Source organism: Mesorhizobium sp. 113-1-2 (genome assembly GCF_016756475.1).
GTDB classification, from domain to species: Bacteria; Pseudomonadota; Alphaproteobacteria; order Rhizobiales; family Rhizobiaceae; genus Mesorhizobium; species Mesorhizobium loti_C.
The window spans coordinates 6483027-6507861 of record NZ_AP023242.1 but is presented as its reverse complement, the minus strand read 5'-3'; the positions used below and the strand labels follow the sequence as shown (position 1 = coordinate 6507861).

The 24835-nt window shown below is 61.4% G+C and carries 22 protein-coding genes and 1 pseudogene; 10 read left to right on the top strand and 13 right to left on the bottom strand.

Annotated features, from left to right (window positions below; translation table 11 throughout):
• Positions 1-56 precede the first annotated feature (56 nt).
• The 3 genes and pseudogenes from JN279_RS31590 to JN279_RS31580 all read right to left on the bottom strand — a co-directional run bounded on the left by JN279_RS31590 (position 57) and on the right by JN279_RS31580 (position 4285).
• Positions 57-1394 (bottom strand): adenylate/guanylate cyclase domain-containing protein, encoded by a 1338-nt coding sequence (locus JN279_RS31590; protein WP_096455095.1) that lies wholly within the window; start codon positions 1392-1394, stop codon positions 57-59.
• Between the two features lie 254 nt (positions 1395-1648).
• Positions 1649-2992: pseudogene (locus JN279_RS31585) on the bottom strand (nucleotide sugar dehydrogenase).
• Positions 2993-3106: 114 nt separating this feature from the next.
• Complete coding sequence (locus tag JN279_RS31580; protein ID WP_202351143.1) at positions 3107-4285, bottom strand: DUF3095 domain-containing protein; 1179 nt, start codon at positions 4283-4285, stop codon at positions 3107-3109.
• Positions 4286-4358: 73 nt separating this feature from the next.
• Here JN279_RS31580 and JN279_RS31575 point away from each other — a divergent pair, with 73 nt between their 5' ends.
• Together JN279_RS31575 and JN279_RS31570 are read left to right on the top strand one after the other, a co-directional pair.
• Entirely contained in the window at positions 4359-5447 is a 1089-nt protein-coding gene (locus JN279_RS31575) for a glycosyltransferase family 4 protein (RefSeq protein ID WP_096455098.1), read from the top strand.
• Positions 5444-6208, top strand: a complete 765-nt coding sequence (locus tag JN279_RS31570; protein ID WP_096455100.1) for a polysaccharide deacetylase family protein — start codon at positions 5444-5446, stop codon at positions 6206-6208. Before JN279_RS31575 ends, JN279_RS31570 begins: the two co-directional genes overlap by 4 nt.
• Position 6209: 1 nt before the next feature.
• Here the strand turns inward: JN279_RS31570 and JN279_RS31565 are convergent, their stop codons facing one another.
• The 3 genes from JN279_RS31565 to JN279_RS31555 form a co-directional block, all read right to left on the bottom strand.
• Positions 6210-7064 carry an MBL fold metallo-hydrolase gene (locus JN279_RS31565; protein WP_096455102.1) on the bottom strand — a complete coding sequence of 285 codons (855 nt, stop codon included), beginning with the start codon at positions 7062-7064 and terminating at the stop codon, positions 6210-6212.
• Positions 7065-7139: 75 nt separating this feature from the next.
• Positions 7140-7589: a cyclic nucleotide-binding domain-containing protein gene (locus JN279_RS31560; protein WP_096455104.1), complete on the bottom strand. Its 450-nt coding sequence runs from the start codon at positions 7587-7589 to the stop codon at positions 7140-7142.
• A 301-nt stretch (positions 7590-7890) separates the two neighbouring features.
• Positions 7891-10605: an ABC transporter transmembrane domain-containing protein gene (locus JN279_RS31555; RefSeq protein ID WP_096455106.1), complete on the bottom strand. Its 2715-nt coding sequence runs from the start codon at positions 10603-10605 to the stop codon at positions 7891-7893.
• A gap of 162 nt (positions 10606-10767) precedes the next feature.
• On the opposite strand from JN279_RS31555, the gene JN279_RS31550 reads away from it, so the two are divergent.
• Positions 10768-11439, top strand: a complete 672-nt coding sequence (locus tag JN279_RS31550; protein ID WP_096455108.1) for a class I SAM-dependent methyltransferase — start codon at positions 10768-10770, stop codon at positions 11437-11439.
• Between the two features lie 108 nt (positions 11440-11547).
• Here the strand turns inward: JN279_RS31550 and JN279_RS31545 are convergent, their stop codons facing one another.
• From JN279_RS31545 to JN279_RS31535, 3 genes are read right to left on the bottom strand one after another with little or no spacing between them, the layout of a single operon-like run.
• A complete protein-coding gene (locus JN279_RS31545) occupies positions 11548-12744 on the bottom strand; it encodes a glycosyltransferase family protein (protein ID WP_096455110.1) in 1197 nt (398 codons plus the stop codon).
• Positions 12741-13985: a glycosyltransferase gene (locus JN279_RS31540; RefSeq protein WP_096455112.1), complete on the bottom strand. Its 1245-nt coding sequence runs from the start codon at positions 13983-13985 to the stop codon at positions 12741-12743. The genes JN279_RS31545 and JN279_RS31540 overlap by 4 nt, the downstream gene beginning before the upstream one ends.
• A 1-nt stretch (position 13986) precedes the next feature.
• Positions 13987-15201: a glycosyltransferase family protein gene (locus JN279_RS31535; RefSeq protein ID WP_096455114.1), complete on the bottom strand. Its 1215-nt coding sequence runs from the start codon at positions 15199-15201 to the stop codon at positions 13987-13989.
• Between the two features lie 195 nt (positions 15202-15396).
• Here JN279_RS31535 and JN279_RS31530 point away from each other — a divergent pair, with 195 nt between their 5' ends.
• Positions 15397-15906, top strand: coding sequence for a hypothetical protein (locus tag JN279_RS31530; protein ID WP_202353896.1), 510 nt, complete (start codon positions 15397-15399; stop codon positions 15904-15906).
• A 13-nt stretch (positions 15907-15919) separates the two neighbouring features.
• Here JN279_RS31530 and JN279_RS31525 read toward each other — a convergent pair whose 3' ends face one another.
• From JN279_RS31525 to JN279_RS31510, 4 genes are read right to left on the bottom strand one after another with little or no spacing between them, the layout of a single operon-like run.
• On the bottom strand, positions 15920-16093 hold the full coding sequence (locus tag JN279_RS31525) for a hypothetical protein (RefSeq protein WP_202351142.1): 174 nt from the start codon (positions 16091-16093) through the stop codon (positions 15920-15922).
• Positions 16094-16124: 31 nt separating this feature from the next.
• Entirely contained in the window at positions 16125-17252 is a 1128-nt protein-coding gene (locus tag JN279_RS31520; RefSeq protein WP_096455116.1) for a WD40 repeat domain-containing protein, read from the bottom strand.
• A gap of 13 nt (positions 17253-17265) precedes the next feature.
• Positions 17266-17589: a hypothetical protein gene (locus JN279_RS31515; protein WP_096455118.1), complete on the bottom strand. Its 324-nt coding sequence runs from the start codon at positions 17587-17589 to the stop codon at positions 17266-17268.
• A complete protein-coding gene (locus JN279_RS31510) occupies positions 17586-18059 on the bottom strand; it encodes a hypothetical protein (RefSeq protein ID WP_096455120.1) in 474 nt (157 codons plus the stop codon). Before JN279_RS31510 ends, JN279_RS31515 begins: the two co-directional genes overlap by 4 nt.
• A 554-nt stretch (positions 18060-18613) precedes the next feature.
• Here JN279_RS31510 and JN279_RS31505 point away from each other — a divergent pair.
• The 6 genes from JN279_RS31505 (at position 18614) to JN279_RS31480 (ending at position 24800) form a co-directional block, all read left to right on the top strand.
• Positions 18614-20287 (top strand): aromatic/alkene/methane monooxygenase hydroxylase/oxygenase subunit alpha, encoded by a 1674-nt coding sequence (locus tag JN279_RS31505; protein WP_202351141.1) that lies wholly within the window; start codon positions 18614-18616, stop codon positions 20285-20287.
• Positions 20288-20341: 54 nt separating this feature from the next.
• Complete coding sequence (locus tag JN279_RS31500; protein WP_111547140.1) at positions 20342-21403, top strand: NADH:ubiquinone reductase (Na(+)-transporting) subunit F; 1062 nt, start codon at positions 20342-20344, stop codon at positions 21401-21403.
• Between the two features lie 48 nt (positions 21404-21451).
• The gene (locus JN279_RS31495) at positions 21452-22510 is read left to right on the top strand and encodes an aromatic/alkene monooxygenase hydroxylase subunit beta (RefSeq protein ID WP_096455126.1); all 1059 of its coding nucleotides are present in this window, start codon (positions 21452-21454) and stop codon (positions 22508-22510) included.
• A gap of 17 nt (positions 22511-22527) precedes the next feature.
• A complete protein-coding gene (locus tag JN279_RS31490; RefSeq protein ID WP_115144041.1) occupies positions 22528-22899 on the top strand; it encodes an MmoB/DmpM family protein in 372 nt (123 codons plus the stop codon).
• Positions 22900-22974: 75 nt separating this feature from the next.
• Positions 22975-23997, top strand: coding sequence for an amidohydrolase family protein (locus JN279_RS31485; protein ID WP_202351140.1), 1023 nt, complete (start codon positions 22975-22977; stop codon positions 23995-23997).
• 5 nt (positions 23998-24002) lie between these two features.
• The gene (locus tag JN279_RS31480) at positions 24003-24800 is read left to right on the top strand and encodes an iron-sulfur cluster assembly protein (protein WP_202351139.1); all 798 of its coding nucleotides are present in this window, start codon (positions 24003-24005) and stop codon (positions 24798-24800) included.
• Positions 24801-24835: the final 35 nt, after the last annotated feature.

The following is a 24835-nucleotide window of genomic DNA, read 5'->3' as shown; positions in this document are numbered from 1 at the left end:
GTCGCGGACCGACGACCGGACTGCCCACCGCCGGCGTTCGGACCGGGTTGCGGCGCTTACTGGAGCTTGCTCGGGTCGCCCGCCGATATCCGCGCGGTATCGCGATGAAGCAGCATGACCTGCTCGGCGTCCGATCTTCGGTCGTGAATCGGCTCCAGCGCAGCGTCTTCATCGAGTGCGAGAGCACCCGACAGATCGGGCGCAAGCACTGTCAGCTTCTGCTTGATGCCCCGCAGTTCCTCCTTGCCGAGTGTCAACCAACTGTTGGTCCCGCAGTAGCTGGCGAAGTCTTCGCTGGCGAGAACGCTGTGCGGATATTTCTTGGTCAGGGTCTGGAGGCGCTGGACCTCGTTTACAGCCGAGCCGAAGGCAGAGAATGTGAGCCGGTCGGTAAGCCCGACATTGCCGAACATCACATTACCGACATGCAGGCCGATACCAAATTGTATGTCGCCCAATCCCTGCTCCTTCCTGCGCAGATTGAGATCCATCATGCGCGCGGTCGCTTTGTGCGCGGCCGCAAGAGCAGCCTGGCAGGCGACCTCGGACTGCGAGCGGTGCCTTTCGCAAGGGTAGACGGCAATGAAGCCATCCCCGATGAAACTCATGATCTGTCCGCCTTTGCGATTGAAAGGTGCGGCAACGGCGTCGAAAAACTGGTTCAGCGTATCGATATAGATTTCGCGGCCGGAGGTTTCGGCAAGCCTCGACGATCCACGCATATCGCCCATGACCAGCGCGGCCCGGATCGTATCGCCCTCGCCGCGCTTGATCTGGCCGTCCAGCACGCGCCTGCCGGCGTCGCCGCCGAGATAGGTGGTCATCATGTTGTCGGCGAGCTTGGTGAGCACCGCCATCTTGGTTGCGATAGCGAGATGGCTCTGGATGCGCAGCAGCGCCGAAATCATGCTGTCGCTGAAGCCTGTTGCACTGTCGGTGGACCAGGACCCGATCATGCCCTGACTGGTGTTGCTGAAGGGATGGACGAAAGCCATGTAGTCGGTGACGCCGATAAGCCTGAGTTCATCGAAAATAGGAAACTCCGGCGGCAATGACGGGTCGATCCGGCGTCGCAGATGGTCGAGCTTGTTGCTGAGCAGATGGTAGTATGGGCTGGTCAGGAATCTGTCGGACGGCCCGCCGGGCTCGGCGCGGAAGCCTTCCACTTCGATGCCCTGGCCGCGAAACCAGGTGAAGCCAAGCGCGTCATAAAGCGGATGCAGCATCGAAAAGCTCAAATGCACCCGCTTCAGCGGCAGGCCGGCAGCAGCCAGCCGTTCGCAAAAGCCTTTTACCAATGTTTCCAGGTCGCTGCCCGCCAGCGCCGATTGGTTCAGCCAATCGGCAACCTTATCCATGAGAATGGTGGAAATTTCTGCTTGCGCTTTGCTCATGCTATCTCGAAACCCATTGAAGACCGGGCATTGTCCTTTGATCCGCCATAACACAGTCCGCCAACGACCCAAAGATAAAGCCCCGAAGTCAACGAGGCCGGCTTCGGCAGCATGCGGCAAGGAATTTCCCGGATAACCGTCCTTGCAACCAAGGAGCGGGCGTAACTGCATCTATGCCTTATGTGGCGAGGCTGCCGGCGGAGTGCAATCACGATCCTGACATCCGGCAAAAAAATTCGCCGGCTTAGACGCCGTCAGGCCTTCACCACCGTGTCTCGGGCCAGCCCGAGGCGGCCAAAAACATTGCGTGTGTCGAGGATCAGAAGGGCGTGATCAGCGATGGTCTGATAGTCGATCGCATCGTGGTCGGTTGCAACGACGACAGCGTCGAAATCCTTCAAGGCCGCCTCGGTCAATTCGATCGAGCGGCGCCCCTTGATCGCCATATGCTCCCGTGTGGTCGGGATCTCGCTAACATGCGGATCGTGGAATTCCGCCTTGCCGCCCCATTCCTCGATGAGCTCAATGAGCCGCAACGAGGGGCTTTCGCGGATGTCGGGCACATTCTTCTTATAGGCCAGCCCGATGATGAGAATGCGCGAGCGGCTGAGCGCCTTGCCGCAGCGCCGGTCCAGCGCCTTCGCCAGTTCATCGACCACATGACGCGGCATGGCCGTATTGATCTCTGCCGCCAGCTCGATGAAGCGGGTCGGCAGTTCGTATTCGCGCGCCTTTCACGTCAGGTAGAAGGGATCGATCGGAACGCAGTGCCCGCCAAGTCCCGGGCCAGGATAGAAAGGCATGTAGCCGAAGGGCTTGCTCTTTGCCGCCTCGATCACCTCCCAGATGTCGATGCCCATCGCCCCGAGCACAACCTTCAATTCGTTGACGAGGGCTATGTTGACCGAACGGAAGATGTTTTCCGTCAGCTTGACCGCCTCGGCGGTCGCGGTGGTGGAAACCGGAACGACGGTCTTGACCACGCTTTGGTAGAAAGCTTGCACGAGCGCCGCCGCTTCAATGCCGTCGCCCGCCACGACCTTGGGTATCGTCGCGACTTCAAAGCTGCGGTTGCCGGGATCCTCGCGTTCGGGCGAGAAGCCGAGGAAGAAGTCTATCTTCGACTGCAAGCCGGTTGCTTCCAGGATGGGCTTGATCACGTCGTCGGTGGTGCCGGGATAGGTGGTCGATTCCAGCACGATGAGCTGGCCGAGGCGCAGATGCTTCGCGATAGTGCCAGCCGTGTTCGTGACAAAGGAGAGATCCGGCTCGCGGTGTTTCGTCAGCGGTGTCGGAACGCAGATGATGATGACATCGCAGACGGCCAGTTCGGTAAAATCCGCGGTGGCGCGGAACCGTCCGCTCGCCACCTGACCGGCAAGGACTTCCGACGTCACTGCCTCGATGTAGGATTGGCCGTCGTTCAGGCTCTCGACCTTCCGGGCTTCGATGTCGAAGCCGGAAACCGGGAAGCCGGCGCGTGCGACCGCGACCGCCAAGGGTAACCCGACATAGCCCAGTCCGATCACGCCGACCTGCGCGGCGCGCGTCGAGATCCGGTTGAGAAGACGGTCATATATCGATTGTGAGGCGTCCAAAAGTCTGCTTTCCAGTCAATTCGGACAGGCTGTCCGTTGCCATGGCGAGGCTCACCTGGTCCCCGGAACCATGGCCGAGGCATATTGCGGAAGATCGGTTTCCGCAAGCCGTCATCAAACCGGCGCCTTCGCCTTCAGGCTTGCGGCAGCCATCGCATAGCCGCCCGCGGCGCCATCGATGAAATGAACATGATCGCGCTGCAGCGGCGAGGCGACGAGGCATGTCATCAAGGCCGATTTCTGGCGGTGCAGGCCGTAGCTGCAGATGCCCGCCTCTTCTGCCTGTTTCAGCCGGCTCTCGATCCGCTGCAACACATCCGCGTCAACGTCGATGGTCATCTTCAAGCCGTCGTCGAACTTCCGGAAATCCGAATTGCTGGCCACCTCGCGTTTGTAGACCTTCGGATCGAAACGACCGATGGTCCAGCCAAATCTGTCGGTGACCGCCGTAAGCGTCATCAGGAATATCACCCACAGCTTCGCCAGCCACCGCCGCCCTGGCGGCGCCGTGGCCCGCGCCTCGACATCAAGGCCGGCGGGCAAGAGACTGTAGCCCGGCCCTTCCACCGGCACCGGGTGGCCATCGCGCTCCTGCCTGCCGGCAAGGGCGATGATGTCGGAAGCCAGAAACTGAAAACCGCGCAAATCGCGCGACACTCCCGGTATGGCTATGATCGAGACGATTTCGCCGTGCCGGGCTTCTATCGGGTTCCAGCGGCAGGAGAGGCCGGTCAGATCCGGCCGCGCGCCGGCCGGCGCGGGATCTATCCGGTAGCGCCCGGCTTTCATCTCGGCCTCCGCCCAACTGCCGCCACCGCCGGCGAACATGGCATAGAACACCGCTTCGGAGGCCTGGAACCGCGCCACGCGAACGTCGAGGCCTTGCGCTCTTATATCCTCTATCGGCACGATTGCGGCACGCAAGGTCAGGTCCAGTTCGTCCGCCACCCATCTCTGGACAGCCGCCAGAGCGTTGCGGGTGACCTCCAACGCCGAGCCGGGAAACGCCACGAGCGCACCGTCGCCGCCGAAGACAAAGGGGAGATCTTGCCGGCCCTGCGCATTGAGCAGCGCCGAAATGACGCTGGCGCCGGCCATGTTGACGGTTTTGTAGCGCCCGGCCTCGATCGCCTTGGTCGAGCCGACGATGTCGGCGGTGGCCAGCGCCCAATCATCAGGGAGAGGCCGATAGTTGTCGATATCGGCAACGCTTTCGAACTTTGCGAAAACCGGCAGGGAAGCGACAAACGGGTCGGACGCGGCAGCTGTTTCCATGAGCATCAGATAGCACATTCCACGGCTTGAAGGCGAAGGCGATCATGCTTTGAAATTGACTTGCGCAGGCTTTCTGGGGATAGGTCCGGCGATGCGAATTGCCTTCTACGCGGCCCTGAAGTCGCCCAACCATCCCGTTGCCTCCGGCGACCGCCAGATGGCACGGATGCTCATCAAGGCGCTGGAGCACGCAGGGCACAGCGTCGAACTGGCATCCGAATTACGCTTCTATCTACGCGATCCGGAATTGAAAAGTTTCGAAGCGCTCAAGATCGAGGCCCGAGAAGAAGCCGCGCGGCTGACCAAGCTTTGGGATCGTGACGGCAAGCCCGATCTTTGGTTCACCTATCATCCCTACTACAAGGCGCCCGACCTGATCGGGCCCGAACTGGCGTCGGCCTTTGCTGTCCCCTATGTGACAGCGGAAGCCTCCTATTCGAGGCGGCGCAACGCCGGTCTGTGGGCCGATGCGCAAGCGTTGGTGGCGCGCGCCGTCGCACAGGCGGCGCTGAACATCTGCTTCACGCAAAGGGATCGTCAGGGACTGGCAGATGCGATCCCCGACGCCGCTTTCGGCATGCTTTCGCCCTTCATCGACACATCGGTGTTCCGGGAAACGCCGGCACGCGGTTGTCCGACGCGCCTCGTTACCGTCGCCATGATGCGCCCGGGCGACAAAGTCGAAAGCTATCGCATGCTGGCGCAGGCGCTTGCTTCGATCGGCCACCTGCCCTGGACCATGTCGGTCGTCGGGGACGGGCCGGCCCGTGACGAGGTCAAAGCGCAATTCGCCGGCTTGCCCGCCGACCGTATCGAATGGTTTGGCGCGATTGAGCCAGCCGCCGTGCCGGATGTCCTGTGCAGCGGGGGAATTTACGTCTGGCCAGGTTACGGCGAGGCCTATGGCGTTGCCTATCTTGAAGCGCAGGCCGCCGGCCTGCCGGTGGTGGCCCAGGATATCGCCGGCGTGCCGGAGGTCGTGCGGGATGGCCAGACCGGGTTTCTCACCCCGCCGGGCGATGTGGCGGCGTTCGCTTCAGCCATTGAAAGGCTGCTGGGCCGTAACGACGAAAGAACCATCATGGCCGCAGAAGCCAGACGTTTCGTCCTCGAAGAACGTTCCCTCGGTGGTGCAACGGCGCGTCTGGCCGAACTTCTCGCGAAGGTCCCGGTTTCATGACATCCGATCAGATCTGGCAGCCATTGGTGGAACAACTGGCGCGCGGGCAACGGGCGGGCCGTAAGGCAGAGTTCTGGCTGCGCGACGATGACGCCGTGGAGCCGACGCCTGCGCTTGATCGGCTGCTTAACCTCACTGCTGAATTCGCGGTTCCAATCACTCTGGCCGTCATTCCGGCCATGACCGATGAGAAGCTTACCGTCCGGCTTGACGAGGCGCCGCATGCCACGGTCGCCATCCATGGCTGGGCGCACCGGAATCATGCGCCCGAGGACCAGAAAAAGCAGGAGCTCGGCCCGCATCGGCCACGCGAGGTGGTGCTCGATGATCTGGCGCGCGGACTGTCGCACATAACCGGCCTGCACGGCGCACGTGCCGTTCCGATGCTGGTGCCACCCTGGAACAGGATCGATGCCGGCTTGGTATCCGGCCTTGGATCGATAGGATTTGCGGCATTGTCGGTCTATGGGCCGCCGAAGCCGGCTTCGCTGGCGGTCATCAACAGCAATGTCGACATCATGGATTGGCATGGCACGCGCAGTTGCCGCGATCATGGCCTGTTGGTTCAGGCTATCACCGCGCACTTGCAGCATGCGTTCGACGGCGGCGAACCGGTCGGCCTGCTCACCCACCATCTCGTACATGATGAATCGGCCTGGCTTTTCCTCGAACGGCTGTTCACAGTCACCGCACAGACCGAGGCCTGTGCATGGCTTCAGATCAGGACACTGATCGGGCGCAGCGCCGGCTCAGGAAAATAGCTCAGCGCTTTTTGTCTAATGAGATCGGAAATTTGAGCGTTTGGCCATCCCGCGCGGCAAAAGCGCCGGTAAACCTGTCTTTGGCCAATTTCTCCATCTCGTCCAATTCCCCGTCGGTGCGCGACGGTTCGTGGTGAAACAGCGCAAGCCCGCGCGCACCGGCGGCCTCACAGAGCTTGACGCCCTGTTGCCATGTCGAGTGCCCGTTGCCGCGGTAGCGCTCCATTTCCTCCTCGGTATAGGTGCAATCGTAAATGACGAGGTCGGCATCTTCGATCAGCCGGAGCACCGCCTGATCGAGTTTGCCCGGTTCGTGCTCGGTGTCGGTGATCACCGCCACGACGCGGCCGCCCCATTCGACCCGGTAGCCTATGCAGCCGCCTGGATGGGTAAGACTGCCGGTTCGCACCACAACCCTTTCGCGCGGCCGAAGCACGTCTCCGGATACGAAATCGCGGTAGTCGAGATTTGCCTTGCAGATGTCCAGTTTCACCGGAAACCACGGCGGCCGAATGAACTCATCGACCATCTCGCGGGTCGTCATGCGTCCAGCGAGATGCCCGGACCAAAGTGTAACCTTGAAGCCCCTTTCATAGATAGGCTTGAAGGCCGGCAGCCCGATGATGTGATCGTAGTGGCAATGGGTGAAAAACAGTTCGAAATCGGTCACGCCCGACGCCCGAAGCGCCCTGCCGGCAGGCCGCAGGCCAGAGCCCGCATCGAACAGAAGCGTATCCTTGCCGCACCGCATCTCGATGCAGCTTGTGTTGCCGCCATAGCGGGAGAATTCTGGCCCCGATACCGGAATGCTGCCGCGCACGCCCCAAAACCTGACCAGGAAAACGTCGTCGTCCATGCTACCCCTTCGCAGTCAAGTCGCCCATGGTAGCCAGTGCCATCACGGCGGCGAGGACTAAGCTCACGTCACGTGTCACTTGGCGCTTCGTGCGTCGATCAGATCCGCGGTCGTATGGCTTAGGCGATCGGCAAGAACCCGCACCATCTCGATGGTCATTTCCGGGAACTCCTTCATAAGCCTCAGGAAATGATCCTTGCGGATTCTCAAGGCTTCCAGCTGACTTGCGGCCCTGACGGTGGCGGTGCGGGAGCTGTTGCACAATATGGCGATCTCGCCAACAATCGAATTTGGCACCAGTTCGGCGACTTTTATCGGTCCGCTGTCGGAATCGACCAGAATATCCGCCCTGCCTGAAAGGATGACATAAGCGGCGTCTCCCTCGTCGCCCTGCCGGAAAAGGATCTCGCCGGCGCTGTAGCTCACGCGATCGGATGTGAATGCAAGCAGCTTGAGCTTTGCCGGCTCTACGCCGGAGAACAAGGGAACGCGTTGCAGCATTCCAACCTCATCCTTGAGCAGCATTGTCGCAAACCTTCCCAAAAATTCGCGTTTGCCAGACTAGAGCAACGGCCGCCCGGATGGAATCGATTCTGTTTTCCGGGATGGCGAGACGAGCCTCGCGAAAGGTGGCGAGCCTGATGTCGTGCGATCGAGCGATGCCGCCTGAAAAAATGGGCGTCCGCCAGCCGAAAAGCTGGATGAAGTTGCGGCAAACCCTTCTTGTTTTCGGCGCGGATGTATTCTCGCTACGCCTTTCGCCAAATCCCTTGACCTTGCAGCAAATTCTCACCGGCGAAATGATCCCATCTGAACGTCCGTTGCTCTATGACAGCAGTTCCTTAAAGATACCGCTCTCTGCCAGAAGTGTCTCGTGTGTTCCGTCTTCCACCAATTGACCCGAGTCGAAGACGATAACGCGATCGAACATCATCGCCATTGCCGGGTTCGTCACGGCCCACACAATTGCCGGTGAATGGCCGTCGCGTCTGGCTTCCTCGAGCACGTTTCGCAGCACCTTATCCTGCATGCGCTGATCGAGCGCCGACAGCGGCCGGTTGAGAATGAGAAAATCAGGACGCTTGAGCAGGGCCCGGGCAACATCGAGCTTCTGTCGTTGTCCACCGGTCAGCCGCCTGCCGCCGGCGCCGACGTTGAAGTCCAGGCCGACATCCAGAAGCTCGGCATAAAGCCCCAGTTCGTCGAGAATGTCATAGACGATGGAGCGTATGCGGTCCGGCGCGTCGGGATGGTTGTTGCCCACACGCCCGAACAGCACATTGTCCATGACGGTAGCCGCGGCAATGTATTTGGCAGGATCATACCGTTCGACCGCATTCTGCAGCTCGGGCGGCAGGTTTTCATAGAACTGGTTGCGCGCAGCGACGATCTTGCTCATCAACTCGTCGCTCAGCAGGCCGAAACGGTGCCGGGGCTCGATATAGGCAAAGCTCAAGGTGACGATCATGGCCCGGTCGCTCTCCGAAACCGCCTCGTAGGGACGGTTTTTGAGCCGTTGCAGCAAGGTTTCGTAGGCGGGTATCTCTTCGGCGCTCATGAAGGCGAGCTGCTGGAAGAACTGGTGATCGGGCGGCAGATCGGCAAACAGCTCGATCGCCTGTTCGGCGATCTCCATGCCCATCTCGTAGAACGTGCGGTCGAGGCCGGCTTGCCTCAGCACGGAAGCGAAATAGGGATTGGCCGCCAGGGCCCTGTCGGCCAGTTCGGGGCCGGCGGCGGCGCCGAAGAGCAGGTTTTGGCCGATCGTTGCTTCCTTGTTGTAGGCGCCTGGTTCGAAAGGAGCCACCAGTCCGCTCAGCCCTTCCTGTTCCAGCCGGGTTCGCAGCGCCACACGCAGTTCGACGATCCGCCTGGGAAGCTCCGTGTGACGCGTGAGGTTGGCCGAAGAGCGCAAGCCGAGATCCAGAATGTCGCGCGACAGAACAACCGCGTCGAGCACCCGGCGCACGGCTTCAAAGAGGTCGTGCGGGCCAGTGGCGCCTGCGGAAGCGTAGTCGATCCAGTCGCTGTGGATATCGAGATCCGTATTGCCGGACCGGCGCGCCTCGTTGATGTTCCAGCGGCGCTGGTCTGCCGCGGCACCGTCATAGGTCACCGACGTCAGCGGCGCATGCTTCAACCCGTAGAGCAGGTTATCGCGGAGGCTTGCCTGGAACAGGAAAACGTCCGACGACGCATAGGACATGCGCCGGCCGGTCACGGCCTCAGGGAGTTCAAGCAGGTCGTCGGCGCCTGAAACGACCCTGCCGCTGTCCGGCCAGTTCAGCCGTGCGAAGGCTTCTGCAAGCGCCTCCGCTCCACCTGTTGCGGTGCTGACCAGCGCCACCGTCTCACCCGGCTTGATCTGGAGGGAGATACGGTCGAGGAGCATGGCACCGCCATCGTCCGCTATGGACAGACTGATCGCCGACAGCGGGTCGGTCATCGGACCGGGATCGTCGACTGTCAGGGCCCCGATTCTCGGCGCAATGAGATCCTCGACGGTAAACTGTTCAACGACCTGCTGATATTTGACCTGGACATCCTGCCGTGCCTGATCCCAATCGATCAGTTCCTTCATCGGTCCGGGCAGGTCCTTGTAGGCGCTGATCACGGCCACGAGCTGGCCGACGTCCAGCCGCCCCTGGATGACCAGATAGCCGCCGATCATGTAGAACAGGAAGGGCGTGACCTGTGCGAGAAAATTGTTGAGGAACTTTACCATGAATTTCCATTGGTAAAGATCGAAGCGGATCTTGAAGATGAGCCCGAGCCGGGCAGCTATGTCGGCGCGCTCGTAGTTTGATGTATCGTGGACGTGAACCGTGCCGATGCCGTCGACGATTTCGCCGACCCGGCCCGAAAGCGCGCGCGCCGTGAGCTGCCGTTCGCGCCCGAGCACGATCAACCGGCGCCGCATTCGCGGGATGAGCACGATCTGGATCGCCACGATGACGAGCGCTATCATCCCGAGCCAGACATTCTGAACCATGATGAACAGCATGGCCGTCAGCGCCTGGCCGCCAAGCAGCACCGGCTGAAGGAAGGCATCGCCGATGAAGCCGCCCAGCGGCTCGACCTCGTCCTTCACCATGGTCGCCACTTCGGCGGATTTCACTCGCGTGAAGTAACTCGGCGGGAACCGCAGCACACGATCGACCAGATCGAAGCGGATACGCCGCAGCATGCGCTCGCCGAGGCGGCCCTTGTAGGTGTTGATGTAGAGTTTGAACAGGCCGTTGATAACGACCAGCAACAGGAACACAAAACTGAGGGCAAACAGCGTCTCCTTGCGGTCGAGCTGAAAACCGGAAAAGAACTGGACCTCTCCAAAGAACGGCAGATCATAGTGCAGCTTCAGGAATGGCCGGGTCGCGTCCGCTTGCTCGAAGCCGCGACCTTGAATCGGGCCATTGACGATCAGCTTCGGCAGGTCGAAGGACATGAAATACGGGATCATCGAAAGCAAGACGATCAACACTATCCCGACCTGCTGCTTCTTGGTGTGTGTCCAGATATAGCGGGCTAGGCTGGGTTCCATATGCGACTGTGGGCCTTCAGTTCAAAGGACAAAAGTAAGAGCGCCGGCTGGTGAACGGCGCATCGGCAATCATCGCCGGCGACACGCTCGGAGCCTGCGAGGCGGCTTTGCGGGCAAGATTGCGTTGTGTCGCCCGAAATCCCAACATACAAGGCGAATATGATGGATGTCACGCAACCACGCAATGTCGGCACGGACGGGCACGAGCAGGCCCTGGACCTCACGCGGGGAATTGCCGCCTATGTCAACCATCCTCTCGTGGCAGGGCTGGCGCGCGTCATCGCCAAGCATCCAGAGGCCGATATCGCCAATGCCTTCAACCACAAGCAGGTCGCCTGCAAGATGTGGGCGCTCGACAGGCTGTTCGAAAGCAGCGGCGGCCGGTTCGGGCGCATATGGGTTCTGGGTGGATGGTACGGCGTCTTGCCGGCAATGCTTTTCAACGACGCCCGCTTCGACATCGCGGCGGTCGACAGCATCGACATCGATCCCGAAGTCGAGCGGGTCGCCCGGACCCTCAACCGGCAAGCCGGAGATCGCTTCCAGGCGCTGACGGCAGATATGTACGCGCTCGACTATGCGGCCGGGGGGGCCGACCTGATCGTCAATACGAGCTGCGAACATATAGCCGATCTCCCCGCCTGGCTTGCCCTGCTTCCGCGAGGCACGAATGTTCTGCTGCAATCCAACGATTATTTCAGCGAGCCGACGCATATCAACTGCGTGGCCTCACTGGCAGCCTTCGAAGCCATGGCGGCGCTCCGGGAGGTGCGGTTTTCCGGCGAACTGCCGACAAAAAAGTATACGCGCTTCATGCTGATCGGGACTGTTTGATGCGTTTCGCTCAAGACTGCGCAGCGGTTTTGGGACAACGCCATAACCAAGGACTTGAAGCGCGTCGCACTCGCCAGACACGGTGCGTGTGAAAGCCGACAGGGCCGTTTAGGATCCATCGGCTGTTTGATCATGCGCCTTTCCGAAACCAGCCCCCATTTCCAGGGACCATGTTCGATACCGCTCGCGCAGGATCTGCGCCGAGTGACGCGCGCCTTCCAGGTCGAGACGGTGCGCGGATGGCATCGGTCCCACAAGTGCCTGTTCGATCGCTCGCGCCAAGCCCTCAGGCGTCAGGTCGTTTTCGGTCAGCACCGTTGCAAGACCGAGTTCTTCGAGCATCAGGGCGCGAACTGTCTGTTCGGTTTCGCCGCCGGCTGCGAATGGAACCAGCAAGGAGCGACAACCCGCGCGCAGGACATCGCAGACCGTGTTGTAACCTGCCTGCGAGACCGACAGGCGGGCGCCGGTCAGCAGGCTGGCGAAATCCTCGCGGAACCGGAAGATGGACAGGCCCGGCGTGGCATCGCGTGTGATCGCGTCAAACTCGTCTTTCGGCAGGTTTGGGCCGGTAATCAGGCACCATTTCCAACCGTTGTCGGCATTCCGCGCCGCTGCGATGGTGGCGTTGACAAGGCTCTTTCCGGCAGCCCCGCCGCCAACCGACACCAGGACGTCGAAGCGCTCGGAGACCGCGGGCGGCGGCGGCGCGGCAACGAGCCCTGTGTAAGTGATCTCGGCCTTGATCGCCCCAGCCAGTGGAAATGTCCTGTCGATGGTCGCGAAAGCTGGATCGCCGTGGACCATGACAAGATCGAAATGCCTGTTGATGAGATCGACCGTTTCCTCGTTTCGGCCCGGCTTGACGCGCTCCTGAAGGATATCGCGGACCGACGTCGCCAGCAGCGGCCTGGGCGACGCCGCCTCAATGGCCTCGATCAGCGGCAAGAGTTCGAAACGCATCTGCCGGCGTCCAAATGGAAACGCCTCGATGATGACGATGTCAGGCCTGCAATCGCGGAATGCCTGCAGCAGCATCCCAGAACGCAATGTCTTGAAATCATCGTCGATGGGTTTGCCCTTTAGGTCGACCAGTCCGGAAAATCCTTCATCGCCGGAGGTGACGGGTGGCAGGGCTACAGATTTTACCCCTGGTCCCGGAAACCCCGCGATCGACGCCCCGCCGGTCACGACAGTGACGTCGAACCCGTCATCGACCAGGGCCGCCGCAATGCGGCTGGCGCGCGCGAGATGGCCGATGCCGAGCAGGTGCTGGACATAGAAGAAAGCGCGCAGCTGCTTCATTCGGCAGCCCGCCACTCCTGCTGGAACAGTTGCTTGAGCTGTCCAATGCTTGCCGTATGATCGAAATTGCTTCGCACGCGCCGCTCCGCGGCGTCGCCCAGGCGGGCGCGCAGCATGGGATCACGGATCAGGCGCTCCAGCGCCTGTGCCAGAGCAATCGGGTTTTCCGTCGGAACCAGCAGCCCGGTTTCCTCGGGCGATAAAAGCTCCGGCACGCCGGAAATATCGGTCGACACGCAGGCAAGCCGCTGGCTGGCCGCCTCCACCAGAACATTCGGCAGGCCGTCCCGGTCGCCATCGGCGGTGATCCTGCAGGCGAGGGCGAAAATGTCGGCGCCTCGGTAGTGCTCAAGCACCTCCTTTTGCGCCAGCGCACCTTTCCAGGAGACGCGGCCATCCAGTCCGAGCTTTCGCGCCAACGCCTTGAGCCGTTCCAGTTCCTCGCCGCCGCCGACATGCTCGAAACGCCACGCCAAATCACCAGGCAAGAGGGCAAGGGCCTCCAGCAACGTATCGTAGCCCTTCTTTGCAACGGCGCGCCCGACACTCAAAACGACAACCGGTTCGCCCGGCGCCGAGCCGTCATGCTGTTTCCGCGCCTCGCTAAAACTTCCGAAGCGATCAAGGTCGAGCCCATGATAGCTCAGATGCACAGGCGAATTGCCGTTGGCCAGTGCTTTCAGACGGTCGAAACCGGTTTTCGTGCAAGTGACCGTCCAGCGCGCCGAGGAAAGCTTGCCGGCCAGATCCCAATCCGCCGAAGTCCAGATGTCCTTGGCATGGGCCGAGCAACTCCACGGCAGGCCACGAAGCTGGCTGGCATAGCGCGTCACCGATGCCGGCGTGTGCGCGAAATGTGCATGCAACCATCCCGCGTCTTCAGGCCATTCAGCCGCCAGCACAAGGGCTTGCCCGAAGCGGCGTACGCGATTGCGCGTAAAGTCGCGGGGGATATCGGCAGCCAGCGATCCGAGCGCGCGCCAGAAGCCCGGCCGCGGCAGACAAGCAAACAGCGAGCGAACCACGCGCAGCGGCTCTTGATGCAGATATTCCGGCAGATAGTGGACGGGCGCTTTGATCTCGTCATGCACGGGGTGGCGTTTTGCGTCGGTAGGCCGCCTGAGCGCGACGAGTATCAGGTCGAACCCCGCACGCTCCAGACCGAGCAGTTCCTGCGCGATGAAGGTTTCCGACAGTCGCGGATAGCCCTTCAGAACCACGACGATCTTGCGATGTTGCAATTCAGTTCATGCCTTCAATGACCGACAGGTGATGGCCGGCCCGCCGGTCGAGCAGCTCCGCGACGATTTCGGAAATATGAGGCAGCCCTTCCAACGTCAGATGCGGATTGCTCTGCGATGGGCGAGGCCGGTCCGAAAGCACCTTCAGTGCATCGGCAAACCGCTGGGAATCCTTGGCTTCTTCCGGCAAAAGCATCTCGACGAGGCCAAGTTCGGCCGCGCGCCGAGCGCGGATCAGCTGTTCCTCGCGGGGCGTGACGCGCGGCACGATCAGCGCCGGCTTGTCGAAAGACAGTATCTCGCAATAGGTGTTGTAGCCGCCCATCGCCACCACCGCCTTGGCGCCGGCAATCAGGTCTTCCATGCGGTTGTCGAACTCGATGATCTTGACGTAGGGGATCTTGGCCCCCTTCTTGAGCAGCTTGTTGCGCTTGCGCGCCGGCATATAGGGCCCAAGCACGATCAGCGCCCTGTGCTGCAGTTGCGGATCCTGCTGATAGGCGTCGATGACGTCGTGGATCAGTTCGGCGCCGTCGCCGCCGCCGCCGGTGGTGACGAGGATATAGTCGCCCTCGGGCCGGTGGCCGGGCAACTCGTTCCGCTGCAGGCTCCGTTGCAGGAAACCGAGGAACCTCATCTTTGCCCTGACCGCCGGCGGCACATCCAGGCCGGTCAACGGATCGTAGAAATCCGGCGGGCCATAGACCCAGACCTTGTCGTAGAACAGGCCTATCTTGCGCATCACATCCCTGCGTGCCCACTCGGCTTCGAGCAGATGCGGCGCGTCCATCACCTCGCGCAGGCCAAGCACGAGCGTGGTGCCCCGCGTCTTGAGGTAGGACAGCGTGTCCTCAATCTCACCGCGCAGGCCGAGCGGTTCCTTGTCGACGATGAAGATATCCGGCCGGAAGGTCTCGGCTGTGTGGCGGATGATCGACTGGCGCATCCTTAGCGTCTCATGCAGATCGATATCCTTTTCCAGCGAGGTGTATTCGCCGTTGCGCAACTTGATGACGCTGGGGATCTTCACGAAGTCGACGCGGGCGCGGTAGTCGAAGGCGCCAGCGATGGTCGCACCCGAAATGATAAGCACCTGAAGTCCGCGGAAATCCTCGACCAGCGAATGCGCGATCGTCCGGCAGCGCTGCAAGTGGCCGAGCCCGAACGTGTCGTGGCTGTACATGAGAATTCGAGCGTCTTGTGCGTGCTGGGTCATTGTTGAACGTCTTTTAGAACTCTCGCTTTGAGGGTCGTGGGCGACCCGCAGGCTTCGAAACCACCCTCACGGGCCGACTGACCTGTTTTGAACATCAGGCCGCAATTTCAAGTTGTACAACCAAACGGTCCAAGGATGACGCTCTTCCTGATAGTGCCTTCAAGCTGATCGTCGTCCGCTATACGACGTTCGACAATGTCGTCCAAGCTTATTAATCACTTCAAAGGTCAAGCTATTCGAGCCGCCGCGACAAAGCGCCTCGTTACTGAAAGTGGCGCCGGGCGTCGCACGGCGCATATTGTCGTAGACCTCACTTCGCGCGCGATTGCTCTCGGTCCTGGGAGACCAAAGGTGCTGCCCGTCAATCTCTTGACGGTCGATCTGACTGTGATTCACCCACCGGAACTGAGCCATCTAGCACCCAAGCTAGCCGGAAACTCGGCAGGAATCGAGTGGATGCCCGCGCTCACATTGCGAGACGGACTGAGCGCGCCATCAAAATGTCGCGAGCTGCAAAAAATCGCTCGATTGATCCCGATTGTTGGTGAAGCCTCAAATATTTCCTGCGGCGGTCTAAGGTGTGTTGAGATTCAGGTGATGCCGGCCTGCAAACGGCGGCTTTCCGCGCTTCCGGTGCTCCCGGACCCGGATGTCCGCTCCGCTCCGGTTCTCGAAAGCCACCATTTTCGGCTCGGCCTGACCTGAATCTCAACAAGCCTTAGTTGGTCTTCAGCTTGCCGACGCGGTTTTCGGCGATCCAGCGGGCGGCGAGCACCAGCGCGCCCATGCTGAAATCCTTGCCATGCTTGGCCACCATTTCTTGCGACAACTCGGCCAGCCGCTCGAAAAATTCGTCCTTGCTCTTGTCCTCTGGGGTGAGTTCGGTCTGCATTTTATCCTCCTGTATCTGCGGACGGCGTCCGCTATTTGAACATCTGCGCGGGAAAAGTGACGATTGCGGCGGTGCCATCGACAGACCCCATTGCCAGGTGCCGTCCGTCGCCGGACCAGGCGAGAGCTGTGACGGCGCTGCCCAGGGGCCTGACCAGGAGTTCGTCCCGCCCGCCGATCTGGGCGATGGTGATCCGGCCGTTGGCGTAGCCCGCGGCAATCAGCTTCTTTTCCGGGTGCGCCGCCACCGCCTCGACCAGAACCAGCCCGGCGCGGCCCGTCTCCAGGGCGCCGGAGGTTTCGCCGTCAACAGGCGGGGCGGTCATCGACCAGCCGGCGATTCGAAAAGCGCCCGAGGCAAACAGCGCATTCGCCGGCTGGCTCCAGCACACGGTGCGGACCGGCGATGGAAAGCCCGCGACGATGTCGGCGCGGCCCTCGGCAAGGCTGACCAGGGCAAAGCCGCCGGCTTCGAGCCCGCAAGCCAGCCAGGTGCCGTCTCTGCTCCAGCGGATCGACACCGGGCGTGCGGAAAGGGGGATGTTCCGTATCAAGGCCGCGTCGCCTTCGGCCGCCCAGACCGACAGCCCTTCATCAAGGCCGCAGGCAAGGCGCCGCCCACCTGGCGAGAAGGCGAGGGCATCTGTCGATGATGCCACATCGCGTTCCAGTCGCACGGCATCGCCTTGGCCGTGCGACAGGAAGACATCGTGCCCGTTGGCGACGGCTGTCTTGCCCGCTTTGGCGCTGTGGTCGATGGCGGCGACCGGTCCCTCGATCTTGAGCAGAGCGCCCGCGGCGTCACCGCCGGCGGTCAGATGCAGCACCTCGCCGCTGGCCCCGCCGGCCAGAAAGCCGGAATCGCCATAGACGGCGAGTGGGATATCGCCGTCAGCGAATGCTGCCGTGGCAATCAATGGCACCGGGGGCTTTTCCCTGGGGCGGATCGTCGTCTGGCCGAGATCGTTGCTCACCCTGATCCGCGCTTCCGGCGGCTCGTGATCCGCGACCGCGGCAATGGCGACGGTCCCGTCAACGCAAGTGAAAGCGACAGCCGAACCGTCGGCGTTGAAGCGCAGATCGGCGATCGCCGCCTGCCGCTGCCAACTGCGGCCCAAGAGATCGAACAAGGTCAGGTTCTGCATCGTCTGCTGGTTCATGCTGTCTCTCCCGTCAGGTCTCGTTCGCCGTTGCGGCCAGTCGGCGATCGACGTCCTCGACATCGCCTTCGGCCGCCAGGATGCGATCCTCGCAAGCCGCGCATGCCTGCATGATCGCCATCGCGCTCCCTTCTGCCTCATGCAAGTCCCGCACCAGTTGCGCGCTGGCGCCGCTTCGACCGATTTCCAGCTCCAGGCGCAGCACGTCCATCTCGATACCGGCGCGTTTCTGATTGAGGCGCAGGGCCTCCGCGGTAAGCGCCGAGACGCTGGCGACGAGATCGAGCCGGCGAGCGAGCAGCGCGTCACGCTGGGCAGTGTCGGATGCTTTGGTCATGTTTCGCTCCCCGAAGATCCCTGCGGTTTTTCGAAAGCCGACAGCAATTTGGGCAGTGTGCCGGCCTGCGACTGGAACTGTTTTTCGGCCGTCTCGATGTGGCTCTTGAGCTGGTCCCAGATGTCGACGCGGATCATCGATGTGGTGTCACCGGTCAGGCGTTCGATCTCCTCGACACGGAACTGGCGCGTCAGCGAAACGCCGGAGAATACGAAGTCACGCAGCAGGATCGCGTGGCTTTCGATGAACAGATGGATCATCGGATGCGTCTCCGTGGTGACGCCGCCTGCGGCAAGCTCGGCCCGGATGAAGTCCTGGAAGTGGCTCTGCAGGCGATGCTGGCTCTCGCCCATGAAGCGCATGACGAAGACCAGATCGCGGGGCATCAGCTTGACGAGATCGCCGGTGACGCCGTCGGCATGGCTGGACATTGGCCCGGGTGATCCTCGGCTGTCCTTGTCGTTTGGCATGGTCTTTCTCCAGCGCAAAGCCCATCGATGGGCCGTCGCCTTCAAATAGTTCGGAAAGACCAAGAGTTAAACAGACAATATGATTTTTGATATTTGCTGCGACTGCTAACTAAATATATTGCACATGCGAATATATGTAGAATATTACAGCCGTAAATTACATCTGTAAAAGAATGTTACAGTTGGATACCGGGTATCGCGCCGAAAGAACTACGATCTTGTTTTGAGAACCGGTCACGGGCGCCATTTCAAAACTGGCACGGCGCTTGCTTTGTTCATTTTCACAAGAAGCCCATCGCGCTTGACGCGGTGCCAAAAGAACGAAGGAACGGAGGAAAGCAGGACCGCTTCGATACGCCCATCGCAATTGCGGTTGGCGCCGCGGCTCCCTGCCAGACGCCTCGAAACCTTTGCCCCGATCCACTTGAACGGCCGGACCTCGGGTCGCGCCTCGGCGCGCAACCCTTTGTCATGCCGCTCGCACTCTCACTGGCGGTGCTTTGCCGCTTCATGCCGGGGTCAAGGGACCTGCGGCTCAAACCTGGTGGAGGCTTATGACCATGACGTCTCTGACGCTCAACAAGATTACCTCGCAACGCGGCATCTCCGTCGGCGAGGCGACCAAGAAGATTGCCGATCTCGGCTGGAATCCTTCCTACGTCCAGGAAGCGATGACGTTTCCGACCGACTACAAGATCAACAAGACGCCGCGCGACCCGATGAAGCAGGTCTTGCGGTCCTACTTCCCCATGCAGGAAGAGAAGGACAACCGCGTCTACGGTGCGCTCGATGCGGCCTTGCGCGGAGACATGTTCCGCAACGTCGAACCGCGCTGGGTCGAGTGGATGAAGCTCTTCCTGGCCATCATTCCCTTCCCGGAAATCTCCGCCGCCCGCTCGATGGCGATGGTCGCCCGCATTGCACCTGGCGAGGAACTCAGAACCGGCTTCACCATGCAGATGATCGACGAGTTCCGTCACTCGACGATCCAGATGAATCTGAAGAAATGGTACATGGAGAACTACATCGATCCGGCCGGCTTCGACATCACCGAGGAAGCCTTCGGAAAATGCTACGCCACCACCATCGGCCGACAGTTCGCCGAAGGCTTCATCACCGGCGACACGATGACCGCCGCCTGCATGTATCTGACCGTGGTCGCCGAGACCGCCTTCACCAACACGCTGTTCGTCGCCATGCCTTCGGAAGCCGCCCGCAACGGTGACTATGCGCTGCCGACCGTCTTCCTGTCGGTGCAGTCCGACGAAAGCCGGCATATCGGCAATGGCCACTCGCTGCTGATGGCGGCGCTCAAGGAGCCCGAAAACCACCTCTTGCTCGAGCGCGACCTGCGTTACGCCTTCTGGCAGAACCACGCGATCGTCGATGCGGCCATCGGCACCTTTATCGAATACGGCACCACCAACCGCGACAAGAACAAGGAGTCTTACGCGGAGATGTGGCACCGCTGGATCTATGAGGACTACTACCGCACCTACATGCTGCCGCTCGAGAAATACGGCATCAAGGTCCATCACGACGACGTCCAGGCAGCCTGGGAACGCATCACCAAGAAGAATTACGTCCACAAGGTCGGCCAGTTCTTCGCGGTCGGCTGGCCGGTCAATTTCTGGCGCATCGAAGCCCAGACCGACAAGGACTTCGAGTGGTTCGAGCATAAGTACCCAGGTTGGTACGCCGAGTTCGGCGACTTCTGGAAATGGTACGCCAAGCTCAGCCACAAGGGCGAGAAGGTGCTGCTGTTCAACAGCGATGTCGGCTACGTCTATCCGCACCGCTGCTGGTCGTGCCTCGTCCCTTGCCTGATCCGCGAGGACATGGTGGTCGGCGAGATCAATGGCGAACTCTACACCTTCGCCCACGAACTCGACCGCTGGACCGCAACGGTCGCCTTCGCCGACGAGTATCAGGGCCGTCCGACGCCCGCGATGGGCCGCTTCAGCGGCAAGCGCGAATGGGAGACGCTCTATGACGGCTGGGACCTGGCCGACGCCATCAAGGACCTGAACTTCGTCCGCTCCGACGGCAAGACGCTGGTCCCGCAGCCGCATCTGCGCTTCGACGACAAGGAAATGTGGACGCTCGACGATGTGCGCGGCAACACGCTCGGATCGCCGCTCAACGCGCTGCGCGCCATGTCGCCCGCCGATCGTGAGAAGCACCTGGCTGAATACCGGGCCGGCTTCACGATCAATCCCTGCAACTGATCAGGCCAAAGGGGGGCGGGTTCGTCCCGCCCCTTCCTTTCACTGGAGGTCCGTATGTCGGAAACCCACACGGTCAGGCTCAGCCCGGTCGGCGTCGAATTCGAGGTCGAGAATGGCGAAACGGTGCTCAACGCCGCTTTCCGTCAGGGCATCGCCCTGCCGCACGGCTGCAAGGAAGGGCAATGCTCGGCCTGCAAAAGCGTGTTGCTCGAAGGCGAGGTCGACATGCTGAAATACTCGACCTTCGCCCTGAACGACATGGAGAAGGAAAGCGGGCACGTGCTGTTGTGCCGCTGCATCGCCTACTCCGACCTGGAAGTCGAGCTTCTCAACTACGACGAGGAGATTCTGGCGAAAGCGATCGCCGTGAAAACGTACAAGGGCCGGATTGCTCGCATCGAGCAACTGACCCACGACATTCGCGGCATCGAGATCGAACTCGGCTCCCCAATGAAGTTCTGGGCGGGGCAATATGTCGACATCACGGTTACCACGCAAAAAGGGGAGACGATTACGCGCTCGTTCTCCATGGCAAATACGCCGGACCAAACCCAAAAACTCTCCTTCATCATCAAAAAATACCCTGAGGGAAAGTTCTCGGGAGAACTCGATTCCGGAGGCATCAGGGCCGGAGCCGAAGTCACCGTCGTCGGACCTTACGGAACCTGTTTCCGCCGCGACGAACGGCAAGGACCTCTAATCCTGGTCGGCGCCGGCTCGGGCATGTCGCCGATCTGGTCGATCCTCAACGATCACCTCAAGAGCGGCGAGAAGCGTCCGGTCTATTTCTTCTACGGCGCCCGCACCCGCAACGACCTGTTCTATCTCGACAGGATCGCCGAGCTGGTCGGCAATCATTCCGACGTCACCTTCATTCCCGTGCTGTCGCACGCCAATGACGACGCCGAATGGCAGGGCGAGCGTGGCTTCGTGCACCAGAGCGTCGACGCCAAGCTCAAGCAACTGGCGGTCGACGGGCAGGGCGATGTCCATGCCTGTGGCCCGCCGCCGATGATCGATGCGCTGCAGCCGGTGCTGTTCATGAACGGCTTCGAAACCGAGCGGATCTTCTTCGACAAGTTCACCACATCGGCGGGTGCAACGCCGGCCCATTGAGGGCGGTCGACGCACAGCCAACTACAATCGCAACAAGGGAGAGAGACTATGCCTGCAACCTCGAGTTCAGTCGGATCCGGAGCCGCCGGTGCTGCGATCTTCGCCGACTCCGACAGCCGGAAATACCGGTATTTCGAGCCGAAAGGCCAGCGTGCCACCCACTATGAGGACATGACGGTCGACGTTCAGCCCGATCCGGAACGCTATCTGATCCAGGACTGGATCATCTCCTTCGCCGACGGCAAGGGCGCCTATGTCAAGCAGAACACCGCCGCCCAGAGCTCCAACTGGCATGCCTTCCGCGCTCCCGACCAGGAGTGGGAGCGCACGCACTACCAGCGCCAGTCGAAGATCGAGACGATGGTGCAGAGCGTCATCAACAATGCCCGCAAGTCGGGCGCGCCGAAAACCTTCGACAAGGCCTGGGTGAAGATCCTACAGACCCAGCTCGGCGCCTGGAAACACGCCGAATTCGGGCTCGGCACCTCGCTGATGCAGGCGCAGCGTTACGGCTACACCCAGATGATCAACAACGCGACGCTGACCAACTCGTCCTACAAGCTCCGGCTCGCCCAGGACATCACGCTCTACCTTGCCGAGATCGGCATGGACCTGCCCGGCTGGGACGACGAACTCGGCAAGAAGGCCTGGCTCGAGGACAAGAACTGGCAAGGCACGCGCGAAGCGGTCGAGACCATCATGGGCGCGACCGATTATCTCGAGCAGTATTTCGCCATCAACATCGTCTTCGAGCCGCTGGTCGGCGAGGTGTTCCGCTCCGGCTTCCTGATGCAGATCGCCGCCGCCAACCACGACTTCATCACGCCGGCGGTGATTTCGGCGGCCGAGGCCGACTACGAGCGCAACCTCGCCAACACGATCGACCTCATCCACATGCTCGCCAACGACGAGAAGCATGGCGCGGCGAACAAGAAGCTGTTCCAGGGCTGGGTCAAGAAGCACGGCGCGCTCGCCGACAAGGCAGCCACCGGCCTGCAGCCGATCTGGTCGATGCCGCATTCCAAGCCGGTCGCTTTCGTCGATGTCCGCGCCAAATCCGAGGAACGGATTGGCCAGATCCTCGGCGAACTCGGCCTCAAGCGCTGAAACAGGGAGAAATCGTCATGTCACTAGCAGCACGCGACGCAACGCATTCCAATATCTTCAAGGCGATGAAGGACATCACCTTCGAGCAGACGATCTCGCATCAGTGCGGCGTCACCATGAACGACTCGGTCGAGGCGAGAGCCATAGCCGAATTCATGGGGCAGAAGCCGGGGGTGACCATCACCTACCAGCCAGCGCTGATCCGCATCGATGGCGACGGCAAGCTGATCTTCAAGATGGACGCGATCGGCGAATATCTCGGCCGCGAAATGTCGGCGGAGACCTTCGAGGTCAACACCTCCACCCATTACGGCCGCATGGTCCGTGTCGACGATAACACCGTGATCCTGTTCGGCAACATGGACGAGATGTTCGAATACATCGAATAGCTGCCCCCAAAAAAACCGGCGCGCCGCCGGGTGCGGCGCGCCCAACCGATCAACACGATTGCTGCGGAGGCAACCATGTACAGAACACCGGAAGGCAAGGACATTTTCGTGGTCGACGGCCACACCCATTTCTGGGACGGCAGCCCGGAAAACCAGAAGAACATCCACGGCAAGCAGTTCATCGAGTGCTTCTATGCCTACCACACGGGCTTGAGCCCGAAGGAACAGCTGTGGGAGAAGAGCAAGTTCGAGAAATACAGCGCCGACGATCTCTATCGCGATCTGTTCATCGACGGCCCCGACGATGTGGCGATCGTCCAGTCGACCTACCTCAAGGACTTCTACAAGAACGGCTTCAACACCATCGAGCGCAACGCCGAGGTGGCCAAGCGCTATCCCGAGCGCTTCATCGTCAACGGCGCCTTCGATCCGCGCGATGGCGAAAAGGCGCTGGAGTACATCCACTTCCTCAAGGAGACCTACAACGTCAAGGGCGTGAAGATGTACACGGCCGAGTGGAACGGCGCTTCCAAGGGGTGGAAGCTCACCGATCCCGACGCCTACAAATGCTTCGAACTCTGCGACAAGCTCGGCATCAGGAACATCCACGTTCACAAGGGTCCGACGATCATCCCGCTCTCGAAGGATGCGTTCGACGTCCATGACGTCGACCACGCGGCGACGGATTTCCAAAACCTCAACTGGATCGTCGAGCATTGCGGCCTGCCGCGTCTCGACGATTTCTGCTGGATCGCGACGCAGGAAACCAATGTCTATGGCGGCCTGGCCGTGGCGCTGCCCTTCATCCACGCGCGACCGCGCTATTTCGGCGAGGTTATCGCCGAACTGCTGTTCTGGCTCGGGCCGGAGAAGATCCTGTTCGGTTCCGACTATGCGATCTGGACGCCGCGCTGGCTGGTCGAGAAGTTCTGGGCCTACCAGATCCCTGAAGATATCGCCGCCGAACGCGGCGTGCAGCTGACCGACGAGATCAAGGAGAAGATCCTCGGCCTCAACGCCGCGCGTCTCTACAACATCGACGTCGAAGCCAAGAAGAAGGCGCTCGCCAGCTCGCCCTTCAGCATCGCGGCGGAGTAGGGGCCATGGCCACCGCCAGCGTTTCCGGCGGCCGCCAGAACGAACTCTGGCGGCGCCTTGGTGAGGTCAACGACCCCGAACTCGACGAACCCATCACCGAGATGGGCTTCGTCGAGAGGGGCGAGGTGAAGGGCGACGGCAGCGTGGAGATCGACTTCCGCCTGCCGACCTACTGGTGCTCGCCCAACTTCGCCTTCCTGATGCTGGACGGCGTGCGCAAGGCGCTCGACCAGCTCTCCTGGGCGCCGGCCTATCGCGTCAAGCTGCACGACCACATGTTCGCGGAAGAGGTCAATCGCGGCATGGCGGAAGGCAAGAGCTTCGGCGACATCTTCGCCGTGCTCGCCGAGGATCAGGATCTCGGCGGCTTGCGCGAAACCTTTGCGATGAAGGCCTTCAAGCGGCGCCAGGAAGCGGTCTTGCGCGGCCTCAAGGCGCACGGCCTGACCGATCGCGAAATCGTCGGCATGGACCTGCCGGCCTACGACGTCGCGCGGCCCGAGCCGGGCGAGGCGGCCAAACAGAAGCCGCGATACCGGGCAGCGCTGCTCGAGCGGTTTCCCGATCGTAGGGCCGATGATCCGGTCTTCGTGACCTGGGAAGGGCAGCGCATTCCGCCTGGCACGCTTAGCGCCCATCTCGCCGAACTGCGCGGTGTGCGCATCAACATGGAGTTCAATGGCGCGCTGTGCCGGGGGCTCAAGCAGACCCGCTACAAGGAACTGGATGTGGTCGACGGCGAACCGACGCTGGTCGATTTCATCATGGATCGCGTGCCGGCACGAACCGCGCCGAGCGCCTGAAGCAGAGCTGACAGCAACGGCCTCCCTTGCACGAG